This is a genomic window from Actinomadura parmotrematis, from assembly GCF_019458805.1.
GTDB lineage: Bacteria > Actinomycetota > Actinomycetes > Streptosporangiales > Streptosporangiaceae > Spirillospora > Spirillospora parmotrematis.
Genome location: NZ_JAIBOA010000004.1, coordinates 179,794 through 194,458 on the forward strand (window position 1 = coordinate 179,794; position 14,665 = coordinate 194,458).

The window sequence follows — 14,665 nt, forward strand, 5'->3', positions numbered from 1 at the left end:
CCGCCGGGGGCGCCTCAGACGCCCTCGGCGGACAGCAGCCGCCAGAAGTGGTCGATGGACGCGCCGGTCGTGCCGAGGTCGCGGCCCGCGTAGGTCCAGCGGCCGCGCAGCCGCCAGGGGCGGCCGGCGCCGTCCTGGACGAACACCTGCAGCGGGAAGCACGCGTCGTGGGCGCGGATCACCCCCGCCGGGTCGACGGCGGCCCGCAGCTCGGGCTCGCCCTCGCAGCGCACCCCCATCACGCGGGTGCCGCCGTCCTGGCGCAGCAGCCCCTGCGTCAGGTCGTAGACGAGCACCGACACGTAGTCGGGCCCGAGCCACCGCAGGTCGGGCAGCGCGCCGGGCGGAGGGAAGCCGTACAGCTCTGGACCATCGGGCACACCGGCACGCTAGCGCCCCGGTCGCGCCCGCGTCCGGCCTTCCCGGGGGCGGTCCCGCGCCCGGCCTCCGTTTGCCGTGATAGGCCCGGAAGGTCCGGCGATTCGGAAGGGGATGCCGCGAACCGCCGCCTCTTCGGTGGTTGGCTACCCCGGCCGGCAGGCGTTGCGCATGGCCTCCCAGTGGGCGAGCTTGACCCGCTCGCCGCGGCTCAGCGACCGGGCGAGCGCCACCTCGGCGGCGTCCAGGTTCAGCCAGTCGGCGTAGGTGACGACGGGCAGGGCGCGCGCCTCCAGCAGGTCCTCGACCGCGCCGGGCGCGGTGCCGGGCCGCACGTCCTCCAGCAGGTGGCGGACGGTCTCGGCGGCGTCGGACTTGTTGGTGCCGACGACGCCGGTCGGGCCCCGCTTGATCCAGCCCGCCACGTACTCGCGGGGCCGGCCCGCCACCCGGCCGCCGTCGTTCGGGACGACGTGGGCGCGCTCGTCGAACGGCAGGCCCGCCAGCGGCACGCTCTTGTAGCCGACCGAGCGGAGCACCATGCCGACCGGCAGCGTCTCGAACTCGCCGGTCCCACGGACCCGGCCGTCGGCGTCCGGCGCGGTGCGCTCCAGCTTCAGGCCGGTGACCGAGGACGTGCCCTCGATCTCCACGGGCGCGCGCCAGAACCGCACGTCGATGCGGCGGGGGCGGGTGCCGTCGGGGACGGTCGTCCAGCCGTCCATGACCTTGACGTTGCCGCGCACGTGCCGGTCGGCGTCCGCGAGGGCGCGGCTCGCCGCGTCCAGCTCCATGTCGCCGGGCTGGACGTGCACGTGCACGCCGTCCAGGGAGCCGAGCTCGCGGAGCTCCTTGGTGGTGAACTTGGCCTGCGCCGGGCCGCGCCGCCCGATCATGTGGACGCGGCGGACGCGGCTCGCCTCCAGCGCCGCGATCACCTGCTCGGGCATGTCGGTCGCGTGCAGCTCGGCGGGCGTCTTGGCGAGGATGCGGACGACGTCCACCGCGACGTTGCCGACGCCGATCACCGCGACCTCCTCGACCGACAGGTCGAAGGCGTGGGCGGCGGCGTCGGGGTGGCCGCAGTACCAGTTGACGAAGTCGGTCGCGGCGACGCTGCCGGGCAGGTCCTCGCCGGGCACGCCGAGGCGCCGGTCCACCATGGCGCCCGTCGCGTAGATCACCGCGTCGTAGCAGCCGAGCAGGTCGTCCCGGGTGACGTCGCGGCCGAGCTCGACGCCGCCGAGGAAGCGCACGTCGGGGTGTTCCAGCACCTTCTGCAGGTACTTGGCGATCGCCTTGATCGAGGTGTGGTCGGGCGCCACGCCGTAGCGCACCAGGCCGTAGGGGGTGGGAAGCCGGTCGAACACGTCGACGCGGGCCTCGCCGTCCGTCTGTTTCACCAGGGCCTCGGCGGAGTACAGGCCCGCGGGCCCTGAACCGATCACCGCGACGCGCACAGCAGCCATGCGGGCCATTGTGCACACCCGCCCGGCGGCCGAACACAGTGACCCGTGCCACTGAACGGTCCGCCCAGGTCACCAGGGTGGCCCGGGCCACGGGCCGCTCAAGACGACGAAGTTCGTTCAAAAGATGATCTCTAGCCCGCCATTGACCCTTTGACCGCCTTCGCAACTTGTGTCAAGGTCGGCGGCGAGAGATCGCCCCCGCCGCGATCGGCCGCGGTCCCCGCCCGCGCCTCCTGTGAGTGCCCGTCTGCCGGCAAGGACATCCGCGATGACGCACATCGATCGTCTGCTCGATACCAGGACACCCGATGAAAGACCCGACCCGCCGGCCCCGGGCTCGGAGAATTCCGATGGACAGGGCGTGACGGTGTACGCAGACCGCCTGAAAGCGATGGCTGGACCCGCCGACGACGCGCAGCGCCATATCCGAGCCGGCGTGTCCGCTACCGCTCCAGACTCCGATCGTGCCGCATCCTCCTTAGGAGTTGACTGGGCCAGCGCCACGGCGCTCCGGCAATTGACCGCCGGCTGGGAGGACGGACTGAACAAGCTGGCCGGCGAGATCGGTGGGGTCGGCCCGAAGATGCTTCGCACCGCCGACAACCACCTGCTGGCCGAGGCGGTCAACCGGCAGGCCGTGCAGGCCATCACGAAGGCGCTCGGCAGGTGAACCGGTGACGGTGACCTTCGCGGGCCTTCGCGACGCCAGGCTCGGTCCCCTGGCCGAGGCGTCCGACGCCTGGGTGAAGATGCGGGAGACCCTCACCGTCGCCCACGAACGGGTCAAGGAGATGCAGGAGCGCGGGCTCCAGGGTTGGACCGGAAAGGACGCCGAGGCCGCGCACGCGCAACTGCAGGTGCTGAGAGAGAAGACCTATACCGCCCGGGAAACGGTCGGTGGCATCGTGAAGGTGCTCGGCGCCGCCCGTCAGTCGTTCGGCGCGGCGCAACGGACACTGCAAGAGGCATTGGAGCAAGCCCGAACCTGGAAGTTCACCGTGGGGGACGACGGTTCGCTGCGGGCACCTGGCCCTTCGAGCGGGCAACCGCCGACCATCGCGCAGCAACTGACACTGCAACAGCAGACGACCCGGCTTCGTGCTCAGTTCGATGTGGCTCTACAAGCCGCACGGCAGGCCGATGGGAAAGTCGCGAAAACGCTCGGCATGTTGTCGGCCACGATCCTGGACTCGCCCACCGCCGATCCGGCGCTGAACGCCGCGCGTGCGTTCTGGGAGGCGAACCCCAATGATGTCGCGGGCCGCCGTTCCCTTGCCGAGATTGTGGCGCGCTACCAGGTGGAGAGCGATCCGGGCGGCATGGTCAAGATCGGCGATGTGGAGATGACCGAGCGTGAACTCCACGAGCTGATGCCCGGCCGGTTCGCTCCGCGCGAGGCGCTGGAGGCGTACGGACAGCGGGGTTTGAGAGACGAGGGTGGGCCGCCCGGCCGTTCTCCGACCGCGGAGAGCAGGACGGGCACCGTGACGCTTTCCGCCACGCCTACTGGAACGCGTTGATGGCCGGGCGGTGGAAGGCGGACGCGGGAGCGGTCGCAGGAGTGGTCGGGCTCTGGTCGGTGGTGGCGTTTCTCGTGGCCGACCCTTGGAACCTGCGCGAGCGGGCGACGCTGCTGGCGGTGATGCTGGCCGTGGCGTCGGTGGTGACGGCTGCGGCGCTGTACGCGCGGCTCGGCAGAGGAGCGCTCGCAGCGGCGGCGGGCATCCTCGTCGGCTCGCTGGGCTGCTCGGCGGCCGTGGTGGTCGGCTACGTCGACTCGCTGGCGCTGAAGGGGACCGTCGCGGCGCGCGTCGTCTCGGCGGACGGCCGGCACACGCTCGTGACGCTGTCCGGAACCGGGTTCTTCGACCCCTATTACGAGGTGGTCCTGCGGGCGGGGCACGGGCTGCTCGCCCAGCAGTCGGGCGTCTGGGAAAGCGTCGCGAAGGCAGGGGCGCCGAAGTCGGCGCGCTTCCTCGGGCCGGACCGGGTCGAGGTGGTCGCCGACAATGGCTGCCGCTACATCTCCTCGTTCGACCGCGGCTCCCTGGAGGCCGTCCCCAGATGGCGCATGACCGACAGGGGAGGCTGCGCCGCCGAGCGCTACTGAGCGGTCACCAGGTCACGTCGGGAAGGTCGAACTCCATGGGCCAGGGCCGGTCGACCTTGAGGACCTTGCGGTGGACGCCCGTCGGGGCGTACTGGCCGGTCGCCGGATCGAGCTCGAAGGTGTAGACGGCCATGCGGTCGTTCTCGTTCTCCACCCGCCAGAACAGGGCGATGCCCGCCTCGGCGTACTGGAGAGGGCGCAGCTTGCGGTCCTTGGTGCGGGTGCCGGGGGACACGACCTCCACGACAAGATGCACGTCGCTCGGGACGAAGGTGTAGCTGCCCGCGCTCACCGCGGACCTCGCGACCGCGAGGACATCGGGTTCGGGAGCGGTCCCGGCGTTGAGCTCCACGCCCTTCTCGGTCGTGATGACCCGGTCCTCCGGAGCGCTCCGCCGCAGGGCGTGCTTGAGGAGGTCCATGACCTCGTCGTGCCACACGGTGGTGGGCGCCATCATCATGATCGCTCCGTCGATGAGCTCGAAACGGGCGTCCACCGTTTCGGTCAGTCGAGGGAGATCCGCCACGGTGAACCCCCCAGGGGGCGGGTAGGGCAAAAAGACATGCTGGCCCTGGATCGGTTCGGCGGTCATTCCCGTACGCCCTTCGTGTTCGAGTCGTTACGCTCGCGGACCTTGATGCCTATGGTGACACCTCGTCCCAGGGTAGACCGGCGTTCGTCACGCGGGCTTGAAGGGCGGCAGAGCCGTGGTGCGGGTCAGAGGTGTTCGGGGTTGGGGGCGGCGTTCTCGCCCCGGCCGACGCGGCTGTGGCGGGCGCCGTAGAGGAAGTAGATGATCGCGCCGACGACGAGCCAGCCGAGGAAGCGCAGCCAGGTCTCGACCGGCAGGTTCAGCATGACGAACAGGCAGGCCAGGACCGACAGGATCGGGACGAGCGGCACCAGCGGCGTCCGGAACGAGCGCTCCAGGTCGGGGCGGGTGCGGCGGAGGATGACGACGCCGACCGACACGACCACGAACGCGAACAGGGTGCCGATGTTGACGAGTTCGGCGAGCTCCGACAGCGGGATGAAGCCGGCGAGGACCGCGACGATGCAGCCCATCAGGATCGTGCTGCGGTACGGGGTGCCGAAGCGCGGGTGGACGGCCGCGAGCCAGGGCGGCAGCAGGCCGTCGCGGCTCATCGCGAAGAACACCCGGCTCTGGCCGAGCAGCAGGATGAGCACGACCGTCATGAGGCCCGCGACGGCGCCGATGCTGATGACGGTGGCGAACGCCGGGTGGCCGACGGCCTTGAAGGCGTCGGCGAGGGGCGCCTTGGTGCTGAGGTCCTTGTAGTTCTGCATGCCGACGACGACGAGCGAGACCGCCGCGTACAGGACCGCGGTGATGACCAGCGAGCCGATGAGGCCGATGGGCAGGTCGCGCTGCGGCCGCTTGGCCTCCTCGGCGGCGGTCGCGACGATGTCGAAGCCGATGTAGGCGAAGAAGACGACGGCGACGGCGGCGAAGATGCCGAGCCAGCCGTAGCTGACCGGGCTGATGCCGAACAGCACCTGCATGAGCGGCGCGGCGAGGCCGTCGACCGACGGGTTGGACTTCGCCGCCGGGATGAACGGGTGGTAGTTCGCGCCCTTGACGAAGAACAGCCCCGCGAAGATCACCAGCAGCACGATGAAGAGCTTGACCGCCACCACGACCGCGTTGACCCGCGAGGAGATCTTCACGCCGGTGACGAGCAGCGCGGTGATGGCGAGCACCAGGATGATCGCCGGGACGTTGACGACGCCCCCGTCCTCGCCCGGTGGATTGGCGATCGCCGCCGGCAGCGTGATGCCCGCGCTGTCCAGCAGCGAGGCGAGGTAGCCGGACCAGCCGACGGCGACCACGGCCGCGCCGAGCGCCAGCTCCAGGATGAGGTCCCAGCCGATGATCCAGGCGGGGAACTCGCCGAGCGTGGCGTAGGAGAAGGTGTAGGCCGACCCGGCGACCGGGACGGTGGAGGCGAACTCGGCGTAGCAGAGGGCGGCGAGGCCGCAGACGACGGCGGCGAGGATGAACGACAGGGCGACGGCGGGCCCGGCCTTCTCCTTGGCGACCTCGCCGGTGAGGACGAAGATGCCGGTGCCGATGATGACGCCGATGCCGAAGACGGTGAGGTCGAGCGCGGACAGGTCCCGCTTCAGCCGGTGGGCCGGCTCCTCGGTGTCGCGGATCGACTGCTCGACCGACTTGGTGCGCAGCAGGTTCACCTCGGGCCTCCTCCTCGCGGTGCACAGGGGTCGACCTTGTGATCACCGGCGGGAGCCGCGCGAAACCAGACGGTGTCCGAAAGTCACGTTTATGAGGCGAAAGGCCTGTCCGTAAAAAGAAAACGGCGGAGCCCGCCGCGGACGTCGCGGCGGGCTCCGGTCGTGGATTCCGCGCGGGCCCGGGGGATCGCCCCGGGGCCCCGCGCGGGGTCTGGTGATCAGCCGAGCGAGGCGACGCCCGGCTCCAGGAAGCGGCGCCCGTTGACCTTCTCGGCGATGCCGGTGCGGTCCAGGTACGGGGTGATGCCGCCGAGGTGGAACGGCCAGCCGGCGCCGAGGATCATGCACAGGTCGATGTCCTGCGCGGCCGCGACGACGCCCTCGTCCAGCATGAGGCCGATCTCCTGCGCGAGCGCGTCGAGGGCGCGGGCGAGGACCTGCTCCTCGGTGGACGGCGCGGTGCCGCCGGAGAAGATCTCCACGGCCTCGGGGTCGAGCGTGAAGTCCGGCAGGTAGACGCCGCGCTTGCCGGCGGCGACGAACGCGCCGAACTTCTCCGACAGCGGGAACCGCTCGGGGAACGCCCCGTGCAGCGTCTCGTTGACGTGCAGCGCGATCGCCGGGCCGACCAGGCCCATCAGGACGAACGGCGGCATCGGCAGCCCGAGCGGCGCGGCGGCGCGCTCGGCGACGTCGATCGGGGTGCCCTCCTCGACCGTCTGGATGATCTCGGCCATGAGGCGCAGCAGGATGCGGTTGACCACGAACGCCGGGGCGTCCTTGACCAGCACGCACGACTTCTTCAGCTGCTTGCCGACCGCGAACGCCGTGGCGAGCGCGGCGTCGTCGGTGGCGTCGCCGCGGACGATCTCCAGCAGCGGCAGCACCGCGACCGGGTTGAAGAAGTGGAAGCCGACGACCCGCTCGGGGTGCGCCAGCCCGGACGCCATCTCCGACACCGACAGCGAGGAGGTGTTGGTGGCGAGGACGCACTCGGGCGAGACGTGCTGCTCGACCTCGGCGAACACCTGCCGCTTGACCGACATCTCCTCGAAGACGGCCTCGATGACGAAGTCGGCGTCGGCGAACGCGTCCTTGGTCAGCGACCCGGAGATCAGCGACTTCAGCCGGTTGGCCTTGTCGCCGGAGATCCGGCCCTTGCCGAGCAGCTTGTCGATCTCGCCGTGCGCGTAGCCGACGCCCTTGTCCAGGCGCTCCTGGTCGAGGTCGGTGAGGACGACCGGGACCTCCAGGCGCCGCGCGAACAGCAGCGCGAGCTGGGAGGCCATCAGGCCGGCGCCGACGACGCCGACCTTGGTCACCTTGCGGGCCAGGGCCTTGTCGGGCGCGCCCGCCGGACGCTTGGCGCGCTTCTGCGTCAGGTCGAACGCGTACAGCCCGGCGCGCAGCTCGTCGCTCATGATGAGGGAAGCCAGTGCTTCATCTTCGGCGGCGAAGCCCTCGTCGCGGGTGCGGTCCTTGGCGGCCGCGATGAGGTCCAGGGCGCGCACGAAGGACGGCGCGGCGCCGTGCAGCTTGCCGTCGACGGTCCAGCGGGCCAGGTTGACGGCGTCGTCCCACGCCTTGCCCTTGTCGACCTCGGGGCGGCGGACCTCGATCGCGCCGGTGAGGACGCGGGCGGTCCAGGCGAGCGACTCCTCCAGGAAGTCGGCCGCGTCGAAGATCGCGTCGGCGAGGCCGAGCTCGTACGCCTGCGCGCCCTTCAGCACGCGGTTCTGCGCGAGCGGGTTGTCGATGACGACCTTGAGGGCCTTCTCGGCGCCGACGAGGTTCGGCAGCAGGTAGGTGCCGCCCCAGCCGGGGACGAGGCCGAGGAAGGTCTCGGGCAGCGCGACCGCCGGGACGTTGCGCGACACCGTCCGGTAGGTGCAGTGCAGGCCGATCTCGACGCCGCCGCCCATCGCCGCGCCGTTGTAGTAGGCGAAGGAGGGGACGTCCAGCTCGCCGAGGCGGCGGAACACGTCGTGGCCGAGCCTGCCGATGGCGAGCGCGTCCTCGCGGTTCTGGATCAGCGGGACGCCCTTGAGGTCGGCGCCGACCGCGAAGATGAACGGCTTGCCGGTGACGCCGACGGCGACGATGTCGTCGCGCGCGGCGACGGCGTCGAGGGCGGCGTCCAGCTCGGCGAGGCCGTTCGGGCCGAAGGTGTTCGGCTTGGTGTGGTCGAAGCCGTTGTCCAGCGTGATCAGCGCCAGGGTGCCGGCCCCGAGGGGCAGCGCGACGTCGCGGACGCGGGCGTGCGTCACGACCTCGCCGGCGAAGATCTCGGTGATCGTGGTGCTCACTTGGCGCCCTCCCAGTTCACGTTCTCCCAGAGGACGGTCCCGCCCATGCCCATGCCGACGCACATGGTGGTGAGGCCGTAGCGGACGTCGGTGCGCTCCTCGAACAGGCGGGCGAGCTGGTTCATCAGCCGCACGCCGGAGGAGGCGAGGGGGTGGCCGAGGGCGATCGCGCCGCCCCAGGGGTTCACCCGCGCGTCGTCGTCGGCGATCTTGAAGTGCTCCAGGAACGCCAGCACCTGGACGGCGAACGCCTCGTTGATCTCGATGAGGCCGATGTCGTCGATGGTGAGGGAGTTGCGGGCGAGCAGCCGCTCGGTGGCGGGCACCGGGCCGATGCCCATGACCTCGGGCTCGACGCCCGCGAAGGAGAAGTCGACCAGCCGCATCCTGGCGGTGAGGCCGAGCTCGGCGGCGACGTCCTCGGCGGCCAGCAGGCAGGCGGTGGCGCCGTCGTTCAGGCCGGCGGCGTTGCCCGCGGTGACGTTGCCGGCGACGCGGAAGGGCGTCTTCAGCGCGGCGAGGGACTCCAGCGTGGTGCCGGGGCGCGGCGGCTCGTCCTCGGTGGCGAGGCCCCAGCCCTTCTCGGCGGAGCGGATCGCGGTCGGCACGAGGTCCGGCTGGATCTTCCCGGCGGCGTAGGCGGCGGCGACCTTCTGCTGGCTGCGTACCGCGTAGGCGTCGGCGCGGCCCTTGGTGATCTGCGGGAACCGGTCGTGCAGGTTCTCGGCCGTCGTGCCCATGACGAGCGCGGACGGGTCCACCAGCTTGTCGGCGAGGAAGCGCGGGTTCGGGTCGACGCCCTCGCCCATGGGGTGGCGGCCCATGTGCTCGACGCCGCCGGCGATGACGACGTCGTAGGAGCCGAAGGAGATGCCGGCGCCCGCAGTGGTGACGGCGGTGAGCGCGCCCGCGCACATGCGGTCGATCGCGTAGCCGGGGACGGTCTTCGGCAGGCCGGCGAGGACGGCTGCGCTCCGCCCGATCGTGAGGCCCTGGTCGCCGGTCTGGGTCGTCGCGGCGATCGCGACCTCGTCGACCCGCTCGGGCGGCAGCGACGGGTTGCGGCGGATCAGCTCGCGGATGGCGCGGACGACCAGGTCGTCGGCGCGGGTCTCGGCGTACAGGCCCTTCGGCCCGGCCTTGCCGAACGGCGTGCGGACGCCGTCGACGAACACGACGTCACGTGCGGTGCGAGGCACGGATCGCCCTCCCTGGAATGGCTCTGCGTGATCGGTCAGGTCGCGTCCCGCGCCGTCCCGCCCGGGGGACGGGGCGGTGCGGGTGCCCGCGAGCACGGTGCTACTCGCCGGTAACCATCATCCTACTCGTCAGTAACCACTGACGAGCTGCGCGGCCGTCCCTTGTCCCCCCACCTCCCCGTGGGTACCGTGACCGGTAAGTCACCGGAGGAGGCGCGGTGGTGCACGCGAGGCCCGTCTACCGCCCAGGACCGCGGCGGCGCGCCGGGCACGTCCGCGATCTCGCGTCGCTGCTCCTCCGCACCGGCCTGGTGCTGTCCGGCCCGCCCCAGCGCCTCCCGCGCCACCTCGGCGCGTTCCGCCGCTGGGGGACGACGCTCGCCGGGCTCGTCGCCGCCGGCGCCGCCCGCTCCCCGCACCGGATCGCCCTGATCGACGACCTCGGCGTCCTCACCTACGCCGAGCTGGACGCCCGCAGCACCCGGCTCGCCGCCGGGCTGCCGCTCACCGGGCCGCGCCCGCGCGTCGCGGTCCTCTGCCGCAACCACCGGGGCATGGCCGAGACGCTGCTGGCGTGCAGCAAGCGGGGCGTCGAGGTGGTGCTGCTGAACACCGGGTTCGGCGCCGGGCAGGTCCGCGCCGTCCTCGCCGAGCTGCGCACCGACCTCGTCGTCGCCGACGCCGAGTTCGCGCCGCTGCTCGCCGCCGCACCCGTCGCGCTCCGCCGCACCGTGGTGTGGGCCGACCGGCCGCCGGGGCCGGGCCTCGGCCCGACCGTGGAGCAGCTCGTCGCGGCGACCCCGGCGGCGGCGATCGGCCCGCCGCAGGTGCAGAGCCGCACGATCATGCTGTCGTCGGGGACGACCGGGCGGCCGAAGGGCGCCCGGCGGCCGCCGCGCCCGGGGCTCTGGCCGCTCGCCTCGATGGTCTCGCGGATCCCGCTGCGGGCCCGGCACACCATGATCATCGAGGCGCCGCTGTTCCACACCTGGGGCTACGCCGCGCTCCAGATGGCCTGGGCGCTCCGCGCGCCGGTCGTGCTGCGCCGCCGCTTCGACCCGGCCGCGACGCTCGCCGCGATCGCCTCCTACCGCGAGCCGGTCGTGTTCGCCGTCCCGGTCATGCTCCAGCGCGTCCTGGACCTGCCCGCGGGCGTCCGCGCCGCCTACGACACCTCCGGCCTCCGCGTCGTCGCGGTGAGCGGCGCGGCGCTGCCCGGCGACCTCGCCACCCGGTTCATGGACGCCTTCGGCGACCGGCTCTACAACGTCTACGGCTCCACCGAGGCGTCGTGGGTGTCCATCGCGACGCCGCGCGACCTGCGCGCCGACCCGCGCACCGCGGGCCGCCCGCCGCGCAACACCGCGCTCGCGATCCTGGACGAGGACGGGCGCGCGGTCGGCCGCTCCACCATCGGGCAGATCCACGCCGCCAACGAGCTGATCTTCGAGGGGTACACCGGCGGCGAGCCGGTCGAGGTCCGCGGCGGGCTGCTCGCCACCGGCGACCTCGGGCACGTCGACCACCGGGGCCTGCTGTTCGTGGACGGGCGGCGGGACGGCATGGTCGTGTCGGGCGGCGAGAACATCGTCCCGCGCGACGTCGAGGACGCGCTGCTGCGGCTGCCGGGGATCCGCGAGGTCGCGGTCGTCGGCGTCAGCGACCCCGAGTGGGGGCAGCGGCTCGCGGCGTTCATCGTCCCGGCCGACGGCGCCGAGCTCGACCCCGGCGCGGTGCGGGCCTTCGTGCACGCCCAGGTCGCCCGCTACGCCGTCCCGCGCGACGTGCACTTCCTGAAGGAGCTGCCGCGCAATGCCACCGGCAAGGTCGTCCACCGCTGGCTGACGTCGGGTCCGCGCGAGACGCGCCCCGAGGGCCGCGTCGCCTGGCCCGAACCCTCGGCGTGAGGCGGGGTCAGCGGCGCCGGCAGCTGAAGGTGACGGCGGCGGACGCGCCGGGGGAGAACGCCACGCCGCCCGTCCCGCGCCCGGCGATGTAGCAGCCGACCGTCGGCCAGATCGTGACCCGCGCGGTCGCGCTCTGCCCGGCGGCCAGGTGCCCGCGGCCGGACGCGGTGACGCGCCCGACGGTCGCGCTCGTCGAGGCCACCGACCAGTCGACGGCGCCGCCGGAGGCGCGCACGGTGATCGAGCATCCGGTCGGGATGCCCGCCACGCCGACGCCCTGGCAGCCGTTGCCGGTGACGGAGAGCGTCGCCGGGCCGCCGCGGGAGGGCTTCTTCTTCGGCGCCGCGGGCTTGCTCGGGCTCTTGGAGGGGCTCGGCGACGCGGACGGGGAGGCGCTGGGGGAGGGCGGCACGGACGTCGAGGTCGTCGGCTCCCCGGACGGGCCGCCGCTCGGCGTCGGCGCGTCGCTGGAGGCGGGCACCGGCGGCGAGCCGGTGACGCCGCCCGCGACCGGGGCCTCCTTGCGGACGGTGCTCCCGCCGTCCGGCCAGAGCACGGCGGCGGCGACCAGCACGGCGGCGGCCGCGAGCAGCCCGGCCAGGGCGAACGCCCCGGTCTTCCGGCCGACCTTCCCGACCCGGCGCGGCGCGTGCCGGGGCGCGGCCCGCCGAGGACGCGGGGCGGGCGGGGGCGCAGGCGGGGGCGGGACGGCGGCGGGCGCCGGTGCGGGCGCGACGCGCGCGGCGCACTCGTCGCGGACCATGGCGAACAGCCGGTTCCGCAGCTCCGCCGGATCGGGCACCTCGACCGGGCCGCCGCGCAGGGCCAGCAGCGCCGCCCGCACCGCCTCGGCGGCGTGCTCGGGCCCGCCGAGCAGCTCGCCGGCGTAGGCGATGAGCTGCGGCCCGTAGACGTTGTAGACGTGCCCGACCGCTCCGGGCCGCTGCTCGCGCAGCCCCTCGGCGAGGCGCAGGTCGTCCTCGTAGGTGGCGCCCGGTTCGGTGAACATCGCACGGATTATGGTCGAACGCCGAGCGAAGCGGATGCCTCCCGGCTGCGCGTCCCGCCCGCGGCCTTTGTCACCCCGGTGACAGAACGGGGGCGGTCACCCCGGCAGCGGTCCCGCGTAGGGCGTGCCGGGCAGGCCGCGGACGCCGGGGACGGCGGCGTACAGGCGGCCGGAGCCCGGCAGCGAGGCGCCGGGGACGCGGCCGGTCGTGACGACGAGGGTGCCGAGGTCGGGGCCCGCGAAGGCGCAGGCGGCGACGCGGTCGGCGGGGACGTCGAGGGCGGTGAGCAGGCGGCCCCCGGGGGTGTAGCGGCGGACCTGGCGGCCGGTCCAGGTGGCGGTCCACAGGCAGCCCTCGACGTCGACGGCGAGGCCGTCGGGGACGCCCTCGGCCGGGGCGAGGCGGACGACGGTGCGCGGGCGCCCGACGGCGCCGGCGACCGGGTCGAAGGGGTGGGCGGTGATGGTGCCCGGCCGCGCGTCGGTCACGTACATCGTGCGGCCGTCGGGGCTCCACGCCAGGCCGTTGGGGGCGGTGAGGCCGGTCAGCGCGCGGACGGCGCCGCCGGGGCCGATCCGCATCAGCAGGCCCGCGCCCTGGGCGACGCGCCGGTCCATCGCGCCCGCCCAGAGGCGCCCGGACGGGTCGCAGGCGGCGCCGGTGAACCGGAGCGTCCCCGGCGGCACGAGCGGCCGCAGGGCGCGGGCGCCGCCGCCCGCGGGCAGGTGGACGAGGCCGTTGCCGGCCACGGCGACCAGGCCGCCGGGCGGCCCGGCGACCGGGACGGCGGCGCTCAGCGTGGCGGTCCAGGCGAGCGGCAGGTGCCGGCCGACGTCGACGGTCCGCGCGCGGCCCTTCCAGGGCGCGGCGTGCAGCCGGGCCCGGTGCAGGTCCGTCCAGCGCAGGGTGCCGGTCGCGGCGTCCCAGCGCGGCCCCTCGCCGAGGTCGCAGACGATCTCGGGGTGGATCGGTTCGAGCAACCGCGCCCCCCTCCGCCGCGCGCCCCACACCGTCGATCTTAGGGCGCGTTCCGGCGGTCGCGCGCCTAGCCGGCGTCGGGGTCGCCGCGGTGGACGCCGAGGGCGTCCAGGCGGGGCAGGACGAGGTGGAAGCCGCTGCCGCGGCCGACCACCGACCCGCTGTAGTTCAGCTCGGCCGGATCGACGCCGAGCCGCCGCAGCATCCCGGTCAGCATCGCGGCGCCGGCCCGCGACGCGGGGCCCGGCCGGTCGCCCGCGTCGCTCCAGCGGCGCTGCCAGACCGGCGGGTTGCGCGTCCAGCCGTCGGCGCGGAGCCGCTCGTCGCTCACCGCGCCGGGGACGTGCAGCAGGCCGGTCGCCTCGATGACCAGCTCCATGCCGTCGTTCCAGCACTGGACGAAGCGGGTGGGGTCGCGGTCGGCGCCGAGGTGCAGGATGAACCGGCCCGGGTAGAGCGGGACGCCCTTGCAGAGCTCGTAGAGGCCGTCCTCCAGGCGGCGCTGGAAGCGGTCCCAGGGCATCTGCGAGCCACGCCAGAGCCGCGCCGGCGGCACCTCGGCGGGGTAGGCGGTGTACCAGTCGCCCGCCGGGGCGGTCCGCTTGGCGCTGAACAGGTCCAGGACGATCTGGTCGCCGTCCAGCCGCACCCGGATGTCGGCGCCGCCGCGCTGCCAGAGCATCCCCGGCCCGTTGATCCACCGGGTGGGCGCGTCGAGGACGGTCTCGGCCTGGTACCAGGCCGACCGCAGCAGGTCGACGTGCGCGTAGGGGTCGGCGTCGTAGCGGATGTACTCGACGGCGAGGACGCTGACCCGCGACACCCGGTCGGAGGCGTCGCCGAGGACCGTCGCCGTCCCGAGGCCGGGCCCCTCCGGCGACAGCCGCTGGAACAGCACGTTGGCGGGCAGGTGCGGCGAGGGCGGCGGCGTCCGCTTCCAGCCGGCCGTGGTCAGCGCCGCCGCCACCTCCTCGCGCCGCCAGGTGCCCATGTCGATCGGTGCGAGCCGCTCGACCAGGCCGCGGAAGAGCGCGGCCTGCCCCCAGGAGCCTTGCGGAATCGTCCCCATGGCGCCGCAGCGTAGCGTTACCGGC

12 protein-coding genes are annotated in these 14,665 nt (G+C 73.6%); 3 read left to right on the forward strand and 9 right to left on the reverse strand.

Annotated elements, in window-relative coordinates; all coding sequences use genetic code 11:
* Positions 1 to 14 precede the first annotated feature (14 nt).
* Both K1Y72_RS08240 and K1Y72_RS08245 read right to left on the reverse strand, forming a co-directional pair.
* The gene (locus K1Y72_RS08240) at positions 15 to 380 is read right to left on the reverse strand and encodes a hypothetical protein (protein WP_220164810.1); all 366 of its coding nucleotides are present in this window, start codon (positions 378 to 380) and stop codon (positions 15 to 17) included.
* Between the two features lie 144 nt (positions 381 to 524).
* On the reverse strand, positions 525 to 1,856 hold the full coding sequence (locus K1Y72_RS08245; RefSeq protein WP_220164812.1) for an FAD-dependent oxidoreductase: 1,332 nt from the start codon (positions 1,854 to 1,856) through the stop codon (positions 525 to 527).
* Positions 1,857 to 2,115: 259 nt separating this feature from the next.
* Here K1Y72_RS08245 and K1Y72_RS08250 point away from each other — a divergent pair, with 259 nt between their 5' ends.
* Both K1Y72_RS08250 and K1Y72_RS08260 read left to right on the forward strand, forming a co-directional pair.
* Positions 2,116 to 2,517 carry a hypothetical protein gene (locus tag K1Y72_RS08250; protein ID WP_220164814.1) on the forward strand — a complete coding sequence of 134 codons (402 nt, stop codon included), beginning with the start codon at positions 2,116 to 2,118 and terminating at the stop codon, positions 2,515 to 2,517.
* 924 nt (positions 2,518 to 3,441) lie between these two features.
* Positions 3,442 to 3,957, forward strand: coding sequence for a hypothetical protein (locus K1Y72_RS08260; RefSeq protein WP_220164818.1), 516 nt, complete (start codon positions 3,442 to 3,444; stop codon positions 3,955 to 3,957).
* A gap of 4 nt (positions 3,958 to 3,961) precedes the next feature.
* Here K1Y72_RS08260 and K1Y72_RS08265 read toward each other — a convergent pair whose 3' ends face one another.
* The 4 genes from K1Y72_RS08265 to K1Y72_RS08280 form a co-directional block, all read right to left on the reverse strand.
* Entirely contained in the window at positions 3,962 to 4,549 is a 588-nt protein-coding gene (locus K1Y72_RS08265) for a Uma2 family endonuclease (protein WP_258572105.1), read from the reverse strand.
* A 125-nt stretch (positions 4,550 to 4,674) separates the two neighbouring features.
* Positions 4,675 to 6,171, reverse strand: coding sequence for an amino acid permease (locus K1Y72_RS08270; RefSeq protein ID WP_220164821.1), 1,497 nt, complete (start codon positions 6,169 to 6,171; stop codon positions 4,675 to 4,677).
* A 218-nt stretch (positions 6,172 to 6,389) separates the two neighbouring features.
* Entirely contained in the window at positions 6,390 to 8,477 is a 2,088-nt protein-coding gene (locus K1Y72_RS08275) for a 3-hydroxyacyl-CoA dehydrogenase NAD-binding domain-containing protein (protein ID WP_220164823.1), read from the reverse strand.
* Positions 8,474 to 9,676, reverse strand: coding sequence for a thiolase family protein (locus tag K1Y72_RS08280; protein WP_220164825.1), 1,203 nt, complete (start codon positions 9,674 to 9,676; stop codon positions 8,474 to 8,476). Before K1Y72_RS08280 ends, K1Y72_RS08275 begins: the two co-directional genes overlap by 4 nt.
* 218 nt (positions 9,677 to 9,894) lie before the next feature.
* On the opposite strand from K1Y72_RS08280, the gene K1Y72_RS08285 reads away from it, so the two are divergent.
* Positions 9,895 to 11,583 (forward strand): AMP-binding protein, encoded by a 1,689-nt coding sequence (locus tag K1Y72_RS08285; RefSeq protein WP_220164827.1) that lies wholly within the window; start codon positions 9,895 to 9,897, stop codon positions 11,581 to 11,583.
* A 7-nt stretch (positions 11,584 to 11,590) separates the two neighbouring features.
* Here K1Y72_RS08285 and K1Y72_RS08290 read toward each other — a convergent pair whose 3' ends face one another.
* The 3 genes from K1Y72_RS08290 to K1Y72_RS08300 form a co-directional block, all read right to left on the reverse strand.
* A complete protein-coding gene (locus K1Y72_RS08290) occupies positions 11,591 to 12,592 on the reverse strand; it encodes a hypothetical protein (protein WP_220164829.1) in 1,002 nt (333 codons plus the stop codon).
* Positions 12,593 to 12,688: 96 nt separating this feature from the next.
* Positions 12,689 to 13,573, reverse strand: a complete 885-nt coding sequence (locus K1Y72_RS08295) for an SMP-30/gluconolactonase/LRE family protein (protein ID WP_220164831.1) — start codon at positions 13,571 to 13,573, stop codon at positions 12,689 to 12,691.
* A gap of 65 nt (positions 13,574 to 13,638) precedes the next feature.
* A complete protein-coding gene (locus tag K1Y72_RS08300) occupies positions 13,639 to 14,640 on the reverse strand; it encodes a TY-Chap domain-containing protein (RefSeq protein ID WP_220164833.1) in 1,002 nt (333 codons plus the stop codon).
* Positions 14,641 to 14,665: the final 25 nt, after the last annotated feature.